16 protein-coding genes are annotated in these 16,047 nt (G+C 72.3%); 4 read left to right on the top strand and 12 right to left on the bottom strand.

All coding sequences use genetic code 11. The annotated features are described in order from the left end of the window. Positions 1-92 precede the first annotated feature (92 nt). Entirely contained in the window at positions 93-1,070 is a 978-nt protein-coding gene (locus tag ABZU91_RS16685) for an NAD(P)H-quinone oxidoreductase (protein WP_355240520.1), read from the top strand. On the opposite strand, the gene soxR is transcribed toward ABZU91_RS16685, so the two are convergent. Beyond that, a complete protein-coding gene (soxR, locus tag ABZU91_RS16680; protein ID WP_355240517.1) occupies positions 1,053-1,508 on the bottom strand; it encodes a redox-sensitive transcriptional activator SoxR in 456 nt (151 codons plus the stop codon). The genes ABZU91_RS16685 and soxR overlap by 18 nt on opposite strands. A gap of 48 nt (positions 1,509-1,556) precedes the next feature. Then, entirely contained in the window at positions 1,557-2,264 is a 708-nt protein-coding gene (locus tag ABZU91_RS16675; protein ID WP_355240514.1) for a glycosyltransferase family 2 protein, read from the bottom strand. A 124-nt stretch (positions 2,265-2,388) separates the two neighbouring features. Between ABZU91_RS16675 and ABZU91_RS16670 the strand changes: the two genes are divergently transcribed. Next, entirely contained in the window at positions 2,389-4,626 is a 2,238-nt protein-coding gene (locus tag ABZU91_RS16670) for a hypothetical protein (RefSeq protein ID WP_355240511.1), read from the top strand. A gap of 50 nt (positions 4,627-4,676) precedes the next feature. Here the strand turns inward: ABZU91_RS16670 and ABZU91_RS16665 are convergent, their stop codons facing one another. The 6 genes from ABZU91_RS16665 to ABZU91_RS16640 all read right to left on the bottom strand — a co-directional run bounded on the left by ABZU91_RS16665 (position 4,677) and on the right by ABZU91_RS16640 (position 10,428). Continuing rightward, a complete protein-coding gene (locus tag ABZU91_RS16665) occupies positions 4,677-5,270 on the bottom strand; it encodes a hypothetical protein (RefSeq protein ID WP_355240508.1) in 594 nt (197 codons plus the stop codon). 56 nt (positions 5,271-5,326) lie between these two features. After that, complete coding sequence (locus ABZU91_RS16660; protein ID WP_355240505.1) at positions 5,327-6,793, bottom strand: histidine kinase dimerization/phospho-acceptor domain-containing protein; 1,467 nt, start codon at positions 6,791-6,793, stop codon at positions 5,327-5,329. Next, positions 6,786-7,478 carry a response regulator transcription factor gene (locus tag ABZU91_RS16655; RefSeq protein ID WP_355240502.1) on the bottom strand — a complete coding sequence of 231 codons (693 nt, stop codon included), beginning with the start codon at positions 7,476-7,478 and terminating at the stop codon, positions 6,786-6,788. Before ABZU91_RS16655 ends, ABZU91_RS16660 begins: the two co-directional genes overlap by 8 nt. 74 nt (positions 7,479-7,552) lie before the next feature. Then, positions 7,553-8,065 (bottom strand): hypothetical protein, encoded by a 513-nt coding sequence (locus tag ABZU91_RS16650; protein ID WP_355240499.1) that lies wholly within the window; start codon positions 8,063-8,065, stop codon positions 7,553-7,555. Between the two features lie 112 nt (positions 8,066-8,177). Continuing rightward, complete coding sequence (locus ABZU91_RS16645) at positions 8,178-9,191, bottom strand: aminoglycoside phosphotransferase family protein (protein WP_355240496.1); 1,014 nt, start codon at positions 9,189-9,191, stop codon at positions 8,178-8,180. Positions 9,192-9,255: 64 nt separating this feature from the next. Then, positions 9,256-10,428, bottom strand: a complete 1,173-nt coding sequence (locus ABZU91_RS16640; RefSeq protein WP_355240493.1) for an acetyl-CoA C-acyltransferase — start codon at positions 10,426-10,428, stop codon at positions 9,256-9,258. 80 nt (positions 10,429-10,508) lie between these two features. Here ABZU91_RS16640 and ABZU91_RS16635 point away from each other — a divergent pair, with 80 nt between their 5' ends. Beyond that, a complete protein-coding gene (locus ABZU91_RS16635) occupies positions 10,509-10,937 on the top strand; it encodes a PH domain-containing protein (RefSeq protein WP_355240490.1) in 429 nt (142 codons plus the stop codon). Here ABZU91_RS16635 and ABZU91_RS16630 read toward each other — a convergent pair. Together ABZU91_RS16630 and ABZU91_RS16625 are read right to left on the bottom strand one after the other, a co-directional pair. Further along, positions 10,930-11,838, bottom strand: a complete 909-nt coding sequence (locus ABZU91_RS16630) for a rhomboid family intramembrane serine protease (protein ID WP_355240487.1) — start codon at positions 11,836-11,838, stop codon at positions 10,930-10,932. The genes ABZU91_RS16635 and ABZU91_RS16630 overlap by 8 nt on opposite strands. Before the next feature lie 100 nt (positions 11,839-11,938). Beyond that, positions 11,939-12,469, bottom strand: coding sequence for a peptidylprolyl isomerase (locus ABZU91_RS16625; RefSeq protein ID WP_355240484.1), 531 nt, complete (start codon positions 12,467-12,469; stop codon positions 11,939-11,941). A gap of 84 nt (positions 12,470-12,553) precedes the next feature. On the opposite strand from ABZU91_RS16625, the gene ABZU91_RS16620 reads away from it, so the two are divergent. Further along, positions 12,554-13,330, top strand: a complete 777-nt coding sequence (locus tag ABZU91_RS16620; protein WP_355240478.1) for a hypothetical protein — start codon at positions 12,554-12,556, stop codon at positions 13,328-13,330. Positions 13,331-13,463: 133 nt separating this feature from the next. On the opposite strand, the gene corA is transcribed toward ABZU91_RS16620, so the two are convergent. After that, positions 13,464-14,612, bottom strand: a complete 1,149-nt coding sequence (gene corA, locus ABZU91_RS16615) for a magnesium/cobalt transporter CorA (RefSeq protein ID WP_355240475.1) — start codon at positions 14,610-14,612, stop codon at positions 13,464-13,466. A 308-nt stretch (positions 14,613-14,920) separates the two neighbouring features. Then, positions 14,921-16,015 carry a PLP-dependent aminotransferase family protein gene (locus tag ABZU91_RS16610; protein ID WP_355240472.1) on the bottom strand — a complete coding sequence of 365 codons (1,095 nt, stop codon included), beginning with the start codon at positions 16,013-16,015 and terminating at the stop codon, positions 14,921-14,923. Between the last annotated feature and the right edge of the window lie 32 nt (positions 16,016-16,047).

Here is a 16,047-nt window from a genome sequence, read left to right as displayed (position 1 = left end):
CGAGTTGACCAAGCCGACCACGGTCGGACCGAGCCGCCGCGCCTGGCGGGGGTGCGTCTGCGGCGGAGAGCGCGGCGGGTGAGACTAAAGCCATGCGAGCCATCACCGTTCCGCAGCCCGGTGGACCCGACGCGCTGGTCTGGGCCGAGGTCCCCGACCCCGAGCCCGGCCCGGGCGAGGTGATCGTCAGGGTGCGGGCCAGCGGGGTCAACCGCGCGGACCTGCTGCAACGGCAGGGGCACTATCCGCCGCCGCCGGGCGCGCCCGCGTACCTCGGCCTGGAGTGTTCCGGGGTGATCGACGCGATCGGCCCGGAGGTTACCGGGTGGGCCGTCGGCCAGGAGGTCTGCGCGCTGTTGGCCGGCGGCGGGTACGCCGAGCGCGTCGCGGTACCCGCCGGGCAGTTGCTGCCGGTGCCGGCCGGCGTCGACCTGGTCGACGCCGCGGCGCTGCCGGAGGTGGCCTGCACGGTCTGGTCGAACGTGGTGGGGGTGGGCCGGCTCGACGCTGGCGACACGCTGCTGGTGCACGGCGGGGGCAGTGGGATCGGCACGTTCGCGATCCAGTTCGGGTCGGCGCTCGGTGCGACGGTCCTGGCGACCGCCCGCACGACCAAGCATTCCCGGCTGCGCGAGTTGGGCGCGGCGCACACGATCGACTACGCGGAGCAGGACTTCGTCGAGGAGGTGCGCACGGCCACCGAGGGTCATGGGGCGGACGTCATCCTCGACATCATGGGCGGGTCCTACCTGGGGCGGAACGTCGCCGCGCTGGCGACCGGCGGTCGGCTCGTGGTGATCGGGATGCAGGGTGGCCGCAAGGCCGAGCTGGATCTGGGCGCGTTGTTGACCAAGAGGGCCAGTGTGTCGGCGACCGCGCTGCGGTCACGGCCGCTGGCGGAGAAGGCGGCGATCGTCCGGGGCGTACGCGACGAGGTGTGGCCGTTGGTCGCGGCCGGCGCGGTACGGCCGGTGGTGGACCGGCGGCTGCCGATGGCCGAGGCGGCCGAGGCGCACCGGCTGGTCGAGTCGAGCGATCACGTCGGGAAGGTGCTACTCACCCTCGGGTGAGGCGGGCGGCAGCATGAGGCGGGCGCCCGGGCCCTGTGCGGCGAGGGTGTCGCCCGGGTTGTAGAGCATGCAGCGTTGCATCGACAGGCAGCCGCAGCCGATGCAGCCGTCGAGGTCGTCGCGGAGCTTGGTGAGCAGTCGGATCTTCTCGTCGAGCCGGCTGCGCCAACTCGCCGAAAGTTGCTCCCAGTCCTGCGGGCTGGGGGTGCGGCTGTCGGGCAGCGATTCGAGCGCGTCGCGGATCTCGTCGAGTGAGACGCCGACCTGCTGGGAGATCCGGATGAAGGCGACCCGCCGCAGCTCGGCGCGGGCGTAGCGGCGCTGGTTTCCGCCGGTGCGGTCGGCGCGGATCAGGCCGAGGCGCTCGTAGTAGCGCAGCGCGGACGGTGCCACGCCGGAGCGTACGGACAGCTCACCGATCGTCAACGCGTCCTGCATCACCGGGTCCTCGAATTGAAGTGGACTTCAATTCGAGGTTACCGGCGCTCAGCGCGCGGACGACACCGCGGGACGACGGCGGGCGCGCTCGCGACCGAGGATCCAGATCGCCTCGACGCCGTCCTTCCAGGTGATCTTCTTGCCCTCTTCGCGGCCACGGGCCCGGTAGCTGATCGGCACCTCGTACGGGCGGATGCGGCGGCGCAGCAGCTTGCCGGTCACCTCGGCCTCCATGCCGAAGCCGCGCGAGCGCACCTCCAGCGACCGGTAGAGCTCCACCGGCATCAGCTTGAAACAGGTCTCCAGGTCGCCGATGTACGAGTTGAAGAGGACGTTGGCCGCCATCGTGACGCCCTTGTTGCCCATCACGTACCAGAAGCTGTAGGCGCTGTGGCTGCCGAAGGTGCGATTGCCGTAGACCACCGTGGCCCGCCCGTCGAGCACCGGGGCGAGCAGCTTGGGGATGTCCTGCGGGTCGTACTCCAGGTCGGCGTCGAGAATGACCATGTATTCACCCTCGGCGCTGTCCACAGCCGTCTTGATGGCCGCGCCCTTGCCCGCGTTGCGCTGGTGGGTGATGACCCGCAGGCGCGCGTCGTCGGCGCGACCGAGGACCTCACCGGTGCCGTCGCGGCTGCCGTCGTCGACCACGACCAGCTCGATCTCGCAGGGGTAGTCCACCGCCAATGCCTGCTTGAGGGCATCCGCGATGCGTTCTTCCTCGTTGTAGACCGGCATGAGGATCGAGAGCTTCACGGGAATCTCCACGGTGGCGACAACACGTCGGGCATAGCCTAGCCTGGCTGGTCAGCCCGACGGTGGCCGCCACCGTCGGACAGTCGGCGTGGCGGTCTCAGCCCGATGGTGTTTACTTCCCGCCATGTCGGCTGCCGGCTCCCTGCTCGTGGTGCTCCCCGCCACCTCGGTGCTCCTGCTCACGGTCGCGTCGAAGCCGCGCGGGGTCGATGCGGTGACGCCGACACGGCTCGCCGCGGTGCGTGCCGCGCTGGGCACCGGGGCGTACGCGGTGCTCGTCGTCGAGGTGCTCGGCGCGCTGCACGCGCTGACCAGGCCGGCGTTCGTCGCCGCCTGGCTGCTCTTCCTCCTTGCCTCCGCGACGGCGGTCGGTCTGCGCTGGCGGCGGGACACCCCGGTCGCCCACCTGGCCGCCGTGCCGCCGCGGCCGGTGCCGGTCGGCGCGGCGGTGACCGTCGGCGTCGGCCCGGGCACGCCCACCCCGGCCGCCGACGACGGCCTGGTGGTCGGGCGCGACGCCGCACCGGCCCAGACCGAGGGAGTACGCGCCAGACTGCTCGCCCGGGCAACCGAGAGCTGGCGTACGGCGGGTCGGGGCGAGCGGCTGCTCGCGGGCGGCATCGGCGCTCTGGTGTTGCTGGAACTGCTGATCGCACTGCTGGCCGAGCCGAACAACTTCGACTCGCAGACGTACCACCTGCCGAAGGTCGAGCACTGGGTGGCCCAGGGCGACCTCGACTTCTGGCCCACGGCCATCCACCGGCAGGTGACGATCCCGCCCGGCGCGGAGTACCTGCTGCTGCACCTGCGCCTGCTCACCGGCTCCGACGCGCTGCACAACCTGGTGCAGTGGGCCGCCGGGGTGCTCTGCCTACTGGTGGCCGCGCGGATCACCGCGCAGCTCGGCGGCGGCCGACGGGCCCAGTTGATCACCGCGTTCGTGCTGGCCAGCACCCCGATGGTCGCGCTACAGGCCACCAGCACCCAGACCGACCTGGTCTGCGCGGCGTGGGTGGCGAGTGCGGCGACCCTCGCTGTGGACGGGCTGCGCCGCCGGACCGGCTGGGGAACCGTGCTCGGTCTGGGCGCGGCCACCGGGCTGACCGCGGTGACCAAGACCAGTGGCCTGATCGCGGTGGGCCCGCTGCTGGTGCTCTGGGGTCTGGCGCAGCTCCGGCTGGCCCTGGCCGACCGGGGATCCGCCACCGAGGCGGCCGGCCGGGAAGGGGACGTCGGGTCTGCGGCCGGTCGGGTGGGGGCGGTTCGCGGGGTGTTCCGGGTCGTCGGTGGCTCGGTGCTGGTCCTGGCGGTCGCGGCGCTTGTCGTCGGCCCGTTCCTGGCTCGGGTGACGGCCGAGTTCGGGCACCCGTTGGGCCCACCACGGCTGCGTGAGTCGATCCCCATGGAACGCCACGATCCGGCGTCGATCCTGGTCAACGCGCTGCGGATCGGGCACACGGCCTTCGACACCCCGGTCGCGCCGCTGCGGGTCGCCGGCGCGGACGCGATCATCGGCGGCGCGGAGGCGATCGGCGTCGACCCCCAGGACCGGGCGATCACCTTCGGCCAGGAGGTGTTCCCGGTGCCCGCCTGGTATCCGGACGAGGATCGGGTCGCGTTCCCGATCGCCGGATCGCTGGCGCTACTCGGCGCGCTCGTCGCCCTCGTACGCCCGCGCCGGATCGATCCGGCGCAGGTCGGGCCGCTGCGGGCGTACGCCGTGGTGGTGCTGGCCGCCGTGCTGCTGCACACCTCGATGATCAAGTGGCAGCCGTGGGGCAATCGGCTGATCCTCTACGCCCTCGTGCTCGCCGTTCCGCTCGCCGGCCGGTGGCTGGACGCGCTCCTGCGTCGGGGCAGCGACCGGGCGACGAATCCGGCCGAGGCGGGTCGGGGGCGGCGGTCGGTTGCCGCCGTGGCGACCGTCGTCGTGCTGGCCACCTCGGCGTTGGCCGGAGTGCTCGCACTGTCGTACGGCTTCCCGCGCCGGCTCGTCGGCTCGGGCTCGGTCTTCACCACCTCGGACTGGGACACCCGGTTCCTGCGCCGTCCGGAGTGGGCCGACGAGTTCCGCTGGGCCGCCGCGGCGGTGCGGGACAGCGGTGCCCGCCGGATCGGGTTGGTGGAGCGCAACGACGACTGGGAGTACCCGTGGTGGCTGCTGCTGCGCCAGCCGGACGGCAGCTCGCCGGATCTGGTGTCGTTGCAGTCGGTCCTGCCGGAACGGCCGCCGGCCGACCCGGCCTCGGTGGACGCCATCGTCTGCACCGGCAGCCAGCCGGCCTGCGCCAAGCTGGTGCCGGCCGGGTGGCGGTTGGAGTTCCGCGACTACGTCGGCTACGCCCTACCCCCGGGCCGCTGAGACGACGACATGGAAGGGCCCCGCACGTACGACGTGCGGGGCCCTTCTGCTCACTTGTCGCGCGGGATGAGGACGAGCCGGGCGACGCCCTTGTCACCGTCCTTGGCGCCGGCGACGCCGACCTTCGTGCCGACCTTGACCTCGCTGGGCTGCACCGTCGACCGCTTCTCGACGACGCGCAGGTCGTCACCGAAGGTCCACGTCATCGTGAAGCCGTCCGTGGACTTGACGGTCATCGAGTCACCGTCGACGGCGGTCACCTCGCCACGCTGCACGACCACGGTCTGCGCACCGTTGTCCTTGGTCTGCACCACCGCCTCACCGTGCAGGGTGTTCTTGCGCAGCAGCACGCGGGCCTGGTGGCGCTTGCGCAACTCCTCGCCGCGCTTCTGCTTCCCCTTCTCGGCGGCCGTGGGGGAGGGCCCGGGCGTCGCCGGGGCGGCGACGGTCTGCACGTCCAGGTCGGCGGGGTCGAAGCCCATCGCGGTCAGTGCCTGACCTTCCACGCCCATCGCGGCGGCGACCTCGACGGCCGCGTCCCGCGCGGGCTGGCTGGCCACCTCGGCCGCGCCGCACCCGCTGACGCCGAGCGCCACTGCCGCGAACAGCGCCGTGGTGCCGGTGACGAATCCCCAACGTGGCATGACTCTCCCTCTCGTTCGTGGAGTCCCCAGCCTCTCCCGCGAGCACGAGCGGACCGTCAGGCCGATGTTCGGGTCCGGTAAGGATCACCGGGCAGTTGGACCGTGAAAGCGGCTCCGCCTTCGGGGGCGTGGCCGGCGACGATCTCCCCGCCGAGCCGGCGCACCAGCCCGGCGGCCAGCGCCAACCCCAGCCCGCTGCCCACCTTGCGCACCCCGCGGTACCGCTCGTGCAGCGCCCCCCGCTCGAACGCCACCGCAAGGTCGTCGTCGGTGAAGCCGGGCCCGCCGTCGCGGACCTCCAACACACCGCCGGCCGCCGGGTCCGCACCGACCGGCCGGACCGCGAGCACCACCGGCGCCCCCGGGGGTACGACCCGCAGCGCGTTCTCCAGCAGCCCGTCCAGCACCTGCCGAATCCGACCCGGATCGGTGTACGCGGACACCGGCCGACCCGGCGTCTCCAGGTGGAACGGCACACCCACGGCGGCGCACCGCCCGGACCAGGTCGGCTCGGCGTCGGCGGCCAACCCGGCCAGGTCGACGGGTACCGGTTCCAACGGGAAGTCGGCGGCCTCCAGCCGGGCCAGCGCCAGCAGGTCACCGATCAGCCGGTCGAGGTGCTGGGCCTCGGCCAGCATTGTCCGGCCGGTGTCGGCGCTGCCGTCCGCCTCGATGACCCCGTCGGCGAGCGCCTCGGCGTACCCCCGGATGGCGGTCAGCGGCGTCCGCAGCTCGTGCGACACGGACAGCAGGAACTCGCGCTGTCGGCCCTCGCTGGTGGTCAGCGCGGCGGCCAGGCCGTTCAGTGCCTCGGCCAGATCGGCGACCTCGTCCGGCGGCTCGACCGGCACCCGTACGGCACGGTCCCCGGCGCGCAGCCGGGCGGCGGCGGTGGCCGCGACGCGGATGGGTCGGGCCAGTCGGCGGGCCAGCAGGAGGCCGGCCACCACCCCGGCGGCCAGCCCGGCCAGCAGCGGCAGCCACAGGCTGAGCAGCACCTGCGCCCACAGACCGTTCGACGTGGCGCGGGACAACACCACCCCGTTGCCGCCGGGCAGCGCGCGGCCCTCCACCAGGGCCCGGTGGCCGTTGACCGCCCGGCGGGCCGACACGTTGCGCCCCTGCCCGATCCGCTGCACCACGCGCGGCGGCAGACCCTGCCGGTCGACGGCCCCGCGGCGGATCAGGTACGCGTCGATGTCCTGGTCACGGAGTTGCTGGATGAGCCGCTCCTCGTCGGCGGTGCGCCCCCGGTCCAGCCTGGTGCGCAGCACCTCGGCGGCGAGTCGCGCCTGGGCGGCGAGGGCCTCCTGATCACGTCGCTCCGCGCCACGGATCGCCAACGGCACGGCGACGATCGCCGTGACGAGCACCGACACCAGTGCCACCGCGCACGTGACCAGCACCGCACGGGCGGTCAGTGTCCGGCCGAACCGGCGGCGTCGGGGTGTGGCCGGAGGTCGGGCGCCGATCACCGGCAGTGCCATCGTCGGCGACTCGACGCGTACCGGCTGCTCAGGCATCGACCGCGTACCCGACGCCGCGGTGGGTGCGGATGACACTGGCCGGGCCGAGCTTCGCGCGGACCTGTGCGACGTGCACGTCGACGGTCCGGGTGCCAGCGTGCGCGGCGTACCCCCAGACTCCCGCCAGCAGCTCCTCCCGGGTGAAGACCCGCCCCGGCCGGGCCATGAGATGCGCCAGCAGGTCGAACTCGGTCGAGGTGAGCTGCACCGGTACGCCCCCGGCGGTGACCGTCCGGCGGCCCGGGTCGAGGGTCACCGGGCCGACGACGCGCGGGCGTTCCGCGCCCTCCGGGCCACCGGCGGAGCGGCGCAGGACGGCGCGTACCCGGGCGACCAACTCGCGCGGGCTGAACGGCTTCGTCACGTAGTCGTCGGCGCCCAACTCCAGCCCGACGATCCGGTCGACCTCGTCGTCACGGGCGGTGAGGAAGATGACAGGCGTCCAGTCGCCGGCCTCGCGCAGCCGTCGGCAGATCTCCGTGCCGGGCAGGCCGGGCAGGGCGATGTCCAGGACGCAGGCCACCGGGCGCAGTCGGCGGGCGGCGCTCAGGCCGGCCTCACCGTCGCGTTCGAGGTGGACGCCGAACCCGTCGCGGCCCAGGTAGAGCCGTACCAGGTCGGCGATGGCCGGCTCGTCCTCGACAACGAGGACGAGCCCACGGTGCGGCGGTTCCACGGTCACCGGCCCATGATTGCCGACCCGCTGGCTCGGCGCGATCGGTGCGTGTTCGAGTTCGGTAAAGGCCGGTTCCGGCGTCAGCGTGCGACGGCTGGGCGGAACACGTTGGGCCGTACGGCGGCGGGCGCGTCGCCGATGGTGGCCAGGACCCGTTCGCGGGGCGCCCGCAGGCGGGTCCGGAAGGCGTGGTTGAGCAGCGCGTCGAGTTGCCACACCTGCTTCGGGTGGGTGGTGTGGATGAGGAACCGCTCGCGGATGCCGTCGATCGCGGTCGCGGCCAGCTCGACCGAGTGCAGCCGGGGGTCGGGACTCCAGGTGACGTTGCTCAGCTCGCGCAGCTCGGTGTTGAGGTGCAGGCGAAGCCGGTGCAGCAGCCGGGTCTGCTGGGTCACCACCAGCCGGCGGTGGGTGAGCAGCAGCAGGTAGTCGCCGGTGACCGGACGGTCGGGACGGCTGCAACGGGTGACCAGGATGGTGGCGTCGCCGGAGCCGACGCAGCGGCGGAACACCGGCATGTGCCGGCTGACGGTCTGCACGGCCAGGCCGGCCTCGGTGGCGGCCGGGAGGAACGTTCGGGAGAAGACGTCCATGACCTGCCCAACGACGTCCCCGGCGGGGTGACGTGGGTCACGGAGGATTTTTGGAAGTTCCACGCCATCCCGTCGCACTGCCTGTCCGATTTCCGACCGGGACGGATGCCGGTCAGCTTTCGGGCTGAAGCGGGGTGGCGGCGAACAGCTCGGCCAGCCACCCGGGCACCGCCTCGGCGTACTCCGCGCGGGCCGGATCGGTCGTGTCCAGGGCCCGCCGCCAGGAGAGCGACCGACTCACCGCGCCCAGGTTCATCGCCAGGTCGGCGGCCTCGACGAGGGTTCGACGGTCGTAGCGGTCGGTCCACGCCTCCAGGTAGGCGTCCCGCAGCCGGACCAGGCTGGCGTCGTCGACCGACAGCGCGGTGGCGTACCGGATGGAGCGCAGGGTCACCAGCAGCGTGCCGAACGGGTGCGCCACCGAGGCGTCTCCCCAGTCGAAGTAGCGGTAACCGGCCTCGCTGGCGAAGACGTTGCCGTCGTGCAGGTCGTCGTGCTGCACGGTGGCCCCGATACCGAAGTCCGCGAGCCGGCGACACCGCCGCGCGTACGCCGGAACCTCCGCCCGCAGCCGCTCGTACGTCTCGACGGCGAGCCCGCCCTCCGCCCCGACGCGCAGCGACCCGGAATCGTCGAGCAGGTCGGCGAGCAGCCCGGCCAGCACCTCCGGACGGTGGTCCGGCACGCCGAGGGCGACCAGCTCGTCGACGTGCGGCGCGGTGGCGAGTTGCAGCGCCGCGTACCCGGGCAGGGCCCGCTCCCAGTGCCGCAGGTCGGGGTCGCGGCCCAGCACGTCACGCAGCGAGTCCCCGCCGTCGGGAAGCAACGACCAACCCCGCTGCCGGTCCACCCCGATCGGGGTCAGCACCCGCTCGGGCGTGAGCGAGGCCAGCGTCGCGATCAGGACCGCCTCGTGCGTGGTGCCGGAGTTGTTGGCCTTGAACCAGACCGGCCCGTCGTCGGTCGGCACCCGCCAGACCAGCGACCACGGTCGGACCCGCGGCTCGACCGGCCCACCGGCCCGTCGGCCGGCGCTGGCGAGTTGCTCGTCGACCCAGGACCGGGCCTGCTCCTGCCACTCGTCGGTGGACCAGTCGGGGGCGCGCTCGTCGGCGGTCGTCGTCACGATGGGCACCCTAGGCGGCGGGCCCGACGCGGGGCGAGACCATTTTCGGCCCGCGTCGGATCGGTCAGACCAGCTCGACGATTGTGGCGTTGGCCATGCCGCCGCCCTCGCACATGGTCTGCAGGCCGTAGCGGAGCCCGTTGTCCCGCATGTGCGCGAGCATCGTCGTCATGATCCGGGCACCGGAGCCGCCGAGCGGGTGCCCGAGGGCGATAGCCCCACCACGCGGGTTCAGCCGCTCCGGGTCCGCCTCGGTCTCCGCCAGCCAGGCCAGCGGTACGGGTGCGAACGCCTCGTTCACCTCGTACACCCCGATTTCCTCGATGCCCAGCCCCGCGCGGCGCAGCGCCTTCGCGGTGGCCGGGATGGGCGCGGTGAGCATGGTGACCGGGTCGTCGGCGGCGACCACGGCGGTGTGGATGCGGGCCAACGGGCGCAGGCCGTGCCGGCTCGCCCAGTCGGACGTGGTCACCGCGAGCGCGGCGGCGCCGTCGGAGATCTGCGACGCGGACCCGGCGGTGACCACACCGTCGGTACGGAACGGGGTGGGCAGCTCGGCGAGCCGGTCCAGCGAGGTGTCCCGGCGGATGCCCTCGTCGGCCGCGAACGTGCCACCGCCGTCGAGGGGCACCGCCGTCAGCTCCGCTTCGAACGCCCCGGCGTCCTGCGCGGCGGCGGCCTTCTCGTGGCTGGCGAGGGCGAACTCGTCGAGCTGCGTACGCGACAAGCGCCAGCGCCGCGCGATCAGCTCGGCCCCGACGCCCTGGTTGAACGGCAGCGGCGCGTCGCCCGCGAAGCCCTCCACCCCCCGGTAGCGGGCCCGGAGCTGGTCGCTGAACGGCATGCCCTCCGCCACGCTGGAACCCATCGGCACCCGGGTCATCGACTCCACCCCGCCGGCGACCACCAGATCGGCCTGGCCGGAGAGCACGGTCGCGGCGGCGAAGTGCAGGGCCTGCTGGCTGGAACCGCACTGCCGGTCCACCGTGGTGCCGGGAACCGTCTCCGGCCAGCCGGCGGCGAGCACGGCGTTGCGGGCGATGTTCCACGACTGCTCGCCGACCTGCGACACACAGCCCCAGAAGACGTCGTCGACCTGCGCCGGGTCCAGGCCGGTGCGCTCGGCGAGGGCGCGCAGCACGTGCGCCGAGAGGTCGACCGGGTGGACGTCGGCGAGACCACCCTTGCGCCGCCCGACCGGGGTGCGTACCGCGCCGACGATGACCGCGTCACTCATGTTTACTCCCCGGTAACTTGGGCTGCCCCGATCCTACGTCGTCGGTGGACCGGCCGTCCGCCCCCGGGCATGCTGGGCGGATGGATGAGATCACCCCCAACCGGACGTGGCGGGTGCCGGCGAGCCTGCCGGCGGCGAAGCTGGCCGGCGCGGTCCTGCTGGTAGCCCTCGGCCTGCTCTTCGCCGACGGCGATCCGGTGCGGCTGGTCGTGGCCGGCGTCGCCGCCGCCGCACTGGCCGCCTGGGCGGTACGGGACCTGGTGGCACCGGTCCGGTTGGCGGTGGACCCGGTGGGACTCACCGTCATCCACGGCTTCGCCGGCCGGCGGCTGCTGCCCTGGTCGACGGTCGAGGCGATCAACGTGGACCGCCGGCAACGGCTGGGGTTGACCGGCGAGGTCCTGGAAATCGACGCGGGCGAGTCGCTGCACCTGTTCGGCAGGTACGACCTGACGGCCACCCCGGAAGAGGTGGCCGGGGCGCTGCGGGCCGCGCGCCCGGTCAGTTGAGCAGTTGCGCGGTGCGGAAGACGACCAGGGCGAGCAGGATCAGCAGGATGATCGCGCCACCGGCGACCTGCACCGGCGTGCGCCGCTCCCGTGGCGCGTACGCCAGCACCGCCGCCATCGCCCCGCCGGCCACCAGGCCGCCGAGGTGCCCGGGGATCGAGATGCCCGGCACGGTCAGCGTGAACACCAGGTTGATCACCAGGATGGGGATGACCTGGGAGATGTCCCGACCGAGCCTGCGATGGATGATGATCAGCGCGGCGAACAGGCCGAAGATGGCCGTGGACGCACCTGCCGTGGCCTGGTCCGGTCGGCTGAACAAATAGGCCGCCACGTTTCCACCCAGACCACCGATCAGGTAGAGCGCGCCGAAGCGCAGCGGCCCGAGGTTGGCCTCCAGCCCCCGGCCGAGGATCCACAGCGCCCACATGTTGAGCAGCAGGTGGATCACGCCGTAGTGCAGGAACATCGCGGTGAACAGCCGGTAGTAGTCACCGTCGGCGATGCCGTCCGGGAGGTAACCGGGTGGCGTGAGCCCGTACACCGAACCCCAGGCGGTGAGCGGCGTGCCGTCACCCAGCAGCCCGCCGAGGCCCGACCCGCCCATTAGCGCCGTCCCGGACCGGGCGGAGGCGATCGAGAGCAGGAAGAGCAGCACGTTCAGGGTGATGAGGCCCTTGGTGACGTAGCCGTGCCGGCCGGCGGCACCGCCACCGAAGGCGGTACGCGCCGGCCGGACACTACGACGTCCCTCGTTGACGCACTCCGGGCACTGGTGCCCGACGGACGCCTCCCGCATGCACTCCGGACAGATCGGCCGGTCGCAGCGGGTGCACCGGATGTAGGTCTCCCGACCGGGGTGCCGGTAACAGACCGGGGTGGTCGGCGGGGACTCGCTCACCGGGTCGACCCTCCGTCCGCCACCGCGCCACGCACCGACGCCGGCCGGCGCAGTGCTCCGGAGCGCTCAATCATGCGAGCAAAGGTACCTCGCGCTGCCGTCAGGCAGCAGACCGCTCGATCTCGACCCGCTCGATGACGACGTCCTGCAGCGGACGGTCGCTCGGGCCGGTCGGGGTGTTCGCGATCGAGTCGACGACCTTCACCGACTCCTCGTCGGCGACCTGGCCGAAGATGGTGTGCCGGTTGTTGAGGTGCGGCGTCGGGGACACCGTGATGAAGAACTGCGAACCGTTGGTGCCCGGTCCGGCGTTCGCCATCGCCAGCAGGTACGGACGGTCGAACCGCAGGTCCGGGTGGAACTCGTCGGCGAACTTGTAGCCCGGCCCGCCCCGGCCAGTGCCGGTCGGGTCGCCCATCTGGACCATGAAACCGCTGATCACGCGGTGCGAGATGGTGCCGTCGTAGTACGGCCCACTGCCCGGCTGACCGGTGCGCGGGTCGGTGTACTCCTGGTTGCCCTCGGCCAGGTCGACGAAGTTACGGACGGTCTTCGGCGCGTGGTTCGGGAAGAGCTCCAGCCGGATCGGGCCAGCGTTGGTGTGCAGGGTGGCGTAGACAGCCTCGGCCACGGGTACTCCTCACTTGTTGGTCAGTTCCATGCGGATCCTCCCATGTGCCCGATCTGGCATCGCGGAGGCATCCGAAGGTGGAGGATGACGAAGGAACAACTCCCAGGAGGTAGGACCGTGTTTGGAATCGGGCGGCGTAAGTCCCAGGGCCAGCTCGCCAAGGCAGAGCTGAACCAGAGCATCAGCCACCTGATGCAGGCAGCCAACCACGCCGCCAAGGGCGCGGGCGCGACCGTCGGCCCGCGGGTCCAGGTGGCTCGGGGCTACGTCGGGCCGGCCGCGGTGAAGGTGCGCGACCGTGCGTCGACCGGTTGGGGGACGACACTCACCACGCTGGCACCGCTGGCCGCGGCGGCCCGTGACGGCGCCGCGCAGGCAGGGCCGCTGACCAGGAAGGCCAAGTCGAAGACCATGCGGATCACCGGTAAGAAGAAGCAGCCTCGCCGTCGCGGCTCGATGATGACCGGCCTGCTGGCCGCGGGCGCCATCGCCGGCCTGGCCGGGGCCGTCGCCCTGCGCCGCCGCCGCGAGCAGCAGGAGTGGGCCGAGTACGACCCGACCCGCACCCTGGAGCCGATGCGCAACGAGGTCGACTCGATCGAGGTGCGCACCCCGGCGGCGACCAAGGGGTCGGACGGGTCCGCCATCTCCGGCATGACCGGCGCGGGCAGCTCGGCGGTGGCCGGCGGCGACAGCGCCAGCACCACCGGCCCGGCCACCGCGACCAAGCAGACCAGCGTTCGCCCGACCGACAAGATCCCGTCGGTCGCCGAGGGCGCCAAGGACGTTTCGGGACGCCCGGCCGACGACCTCACCAAGGCCCTGGGCAAGGACACCGCCCGCACCAACGGCCGCCGCTGACCCCGACAGCAACGCACCGAGCGCCGGCAGCGCGGGCCTTCCCCGCGCGCCGGCGCTCTTCGCGTCGCCCTGCGTGTGTCGCCAGCACTCTTTCCGTGCGCTGCCCGCGTCGGCGCCCTGCCGTGCGGGCCGGTCAGAGCCAGCCGTTACGGCGGAACCAGCGGTAGAGGGCCAGCGAGACGCCGAGCATGAGGGCCAGTGCCACCGGATAGCCGTACATCATCTTCAGCTCGGGCATGTTCTCGAAGTTCATGCCCTCGACACCGGCGATCGAGGTCCAGACGGCGGCGATGGCCGCCCACGCGGCGATCTTGCGCATGTCGTTGTTCTGGTCGACGGACACCTGGGCCAGCCGCGCCTGGAGGATCGAGTTCAGCAGGTCGTCGTACGAGTTCACCTGCTCGACCGTGCGGCTCAGGTGGTCCTGCACGTCCCGGAAGTACTTGCGGATCTCCTTGGGTACGTCCCGGTTGACCTGCGAGGTCAGGTTCATCAGCGGCCGCTGCAAGGGGATCACCGCCCGCTTGAACTCCACCAGCTCACGCTTCATCTGGTAGATCCGCTGGATGCGCCCGTGACTGTTGCGGTCGAAGACCTCGGCCTCAAGCTGGTCCAGGTCGTCCTCGAGCTGTTCGGCCACCTCGAGGTAGAGGTCGACCACCCGGTCGGTCACCCCGTACGCCACCGCCCACGGGCCCTGGAGCAGCAGCTCCTGCTTGGTCTCCAGGTCCGCCCGGACCGGGGAGAGCCGGCAGGCGTCACCGTGCCGGACACTGATCAGGAAGTTCGGGCCGATGAAGAGCATCACCTGACCGGTCTCGACCACCTCGGAGGTCTCGGTCAGCTCGGTGTGCTCGCAGTAGCGGGCAGTGCGCAGCACCAGGAAACTGACGTCGCCGAAGCGCTCCAGCTTGGGCCGCTGCTCGGCCTTGACGGCATCCTCGACGGCCAACTCGTGCAGGCCGTACGTCTCCGCGATGGCGGTCATCTCGGCCAGCTCGGGCTGGTGCAGCCCGATCCAGACGAAGCCGTGTTCCTCGCGGCGTGCGGCCTCCAGTGCCTCGGCGTACGTCCAGTCGCCGGGCTGCCGCTTGCCGTCGATGTAGAGCGCACAGTCGACCACCCCGCTGCGCCCGGTGCCGGTGGACGACGGGGTGGGTGGGGAACCGTCGGCGTTGAGCATCCGGGTCACCGCCCGGACCGGGGACGGCCACGCTCGGGGTCGCAGCACCCGAGATGTGTTCAACGGCGCCGTCCGGCCCCGCTCTGCCCGATCCGTCATCGCGACACCTCCCCGCGCTCGCCTGCGGCTTGCAGGCTACGCCGATGGTGGCCACCGGCAGGTGTGACGGCGGTCGCGGGTGCGGCGCCGGGCGGGCCGGGCCGCATCAGGGGGGTGAAGGGACGACACGGCCCACCCGGCGCCCGTGGGGGCGGGGGTTGTGCTGCACGCGTGACCCGGAGGTGGTCGGGGTGACCCCCGCTACACCTTGACGGATGACGCTCGCAGCATTGTGGGGCCGCCGGCCGCCCGCTGGGGAGCCCTGGGACGGCCGGCATCGCCTTTCTGTCGGAAACCCGACAGAAAGATCAGCTTCGGCTGGCCTCGACGGCCTCGGCGAGCCGGCGTACACCCTCGTCGATCCGGTCGGCCGTCACCGCCGAGAAGGCCAGCCGCAGGGCGTGCCGCCCGCCGTCGACGACGAAGTCGCTGCCCTTGACGACGGCTACGCCGCGCTCGGCCGCCGCCGGGGCGAGCCGATCCACCAGCACGTCCTCGGGGAACTCCACCCACAGGAAGTAGCCGCCGTCGGGCTCGACGAACCGGGCCTGCGGCAGGTGCCGGCGCAACGACTCGGCGAGCACCTGGGCCCGCTCGCCGAGCGCCGCCCGGACGGTCTCGATCGAGCGGTCGATGTCGCCGGAGACACAGAACTGGTGCACGATCGCCTGCGACACCATGCCGGGCGAGATGTAGAGGCTCGTGGCGTTCTTGGCGATATCGGCGATCAGATCCGCCGGACCGACCAGGTAGCCGACACGTACACCCGGACAGACCGTCTTCGTGAAGCTCGACGCGTGCACGACGACGTTGCGGGTGTCCATCGAGAGCATCGACGGCAGCGCGTCGCCCCGGAAGCGGATGTCCGCGTACGGGTCGTCCTCGAAGATCGTGAAGTTGTACTCGGCGGCCAGGTCGAGCAGCTCGCGGCGCTTGTTCAGCGACAGCGTCACGCCGGCCGGGTTCTGGTAGTTCGGGATGACGTGGGCGAGCCGCGGGCGCACGCCCGACTCCAGCAGCTTGCGCAGCTCGGCGGTGTCCAGGCCGTCCGGCTGGACGGTGACACCGTGCAGTTCGCTGCCCATCCGCTGGAGGTTGAGCAGCGTGCGGTCGTACGTCGGACGCTCGACGACCACCGCGTCGCCGGGGCGGATCAGGTGGTCGAAGAGGAAGGCGTCGGCCTGGAGCGACCCGTTCGTGACCAGCACCTGGTCGGCCGCGACCCCGTGCTTCTCGGCGATCCACTTGCGCAGCGGAACGTAGCCGACGGAGGTGCCATACGCCGTGACCCCCGCGGGATCGGCGTCGAAGGCACTTACGGCGGCGGCCTTGAGCCCTTCGACATCGACGATGTCCAGCGAGGGGGCCCCACGGGCAAAGGAGATCAACTGCTCGGCGGTCATGGATATTGAGCGTACGGGCGGCGGCGGGGGAC

It is taken from the genome of Micromonospora sp. NPDC005174 (assembly GCF_040608495.1).
Lineage (GTDB): Bacteria > Actinomycetota > Actinomycetes > Mycobacteriales > Micromonosporaceae > Micromonospora.
This window is presented reverse-complemented; position numbering and strand designations above follow the sequence as displayed.

Excerpts from the sequence above, each read along its gene's own strand:
- corA (WP_355240475.1), bottom strand. The coding sequence starts at position 14,612 with ATGACGGATCGGGCAGAGCGGGGCCGGACGGCGCCGTTGAACACATCT.
- ABZU91_RS16660 (WP_355240505.1), bottom strand. The coding sequence starts at position 6,793 with ATGCCTGAGCAGCCGGTACGCGTCGAGTCGCCGACGATGGCACTGCCG.
- soxR (WP_355240517.1), bottom strand. The coding sequence starts at position 1,508 with ATGCAGGACGCGTTGACGATCGGTGAGCTGTCCGTACGCTCCGGCGTG.
- ABZU91_RS16620 (WP_355240478.1), top strand. The coding sequence starts at position 12,554 with ATGACGAAGGAACAACTCCCAGGAGGTAGGACCGTGTTTGGAATCGGG.
- ABZU91_RS16650 (WP_355240499.1), bottom strand. The coding sequence starts at position 8,065 with ATGGACGTCTTCTCCCGAACGTTCCTCCCGGCCGCCACCGAGGCCGGC.
- ABZU91_RS16610 (WP_355240472.1), bottom strand. The coding sequence starts at position 16,015 with ATGACCGCCGAGCAGTTGATCTCCTTTGCCCGTGGGGCCCCCTCGCTG.
- ABZU91_RS16665 (WP_355240508.1), bottom strand. The coding sequence starts at position 5,270 with ATGCCACGTTGGGGATTCGTCACCGGCACCACGGCGCTGTTCGCGGCA.
- ABZU91_RS16635 (WP_355240490.1), top strand. The coding sequence starts at position 10,509 with ATGGATGAGATCACCCCCAACCGGACGTGGCGGGTGCCGGCGAGCCTG.
- ABZU91_RS16640 (WP_355240493.1), bottom strand. The coding sequence starts at position 10,428 with ATGAGTGACGCGGTCATCGTCGGCGCGGTACGCACCCCGGTCGGGCGG.
- ABZU91_RS16685 (WP_355240520.1), top strand. The coding sequence starts at position 93 with ATGCGAGCCATCACCGTTCCGCAGCCCGGTGGACCCGACGCGCTGGTC.
- ABZU91_RS16670 (WP_355240511.1), top strand. The coding sequence starts at position 2,389 with ATGTCGGCTGCCGGCTCCCTGCTCGTGGTGCTCCCCGCCACCTCGGTG.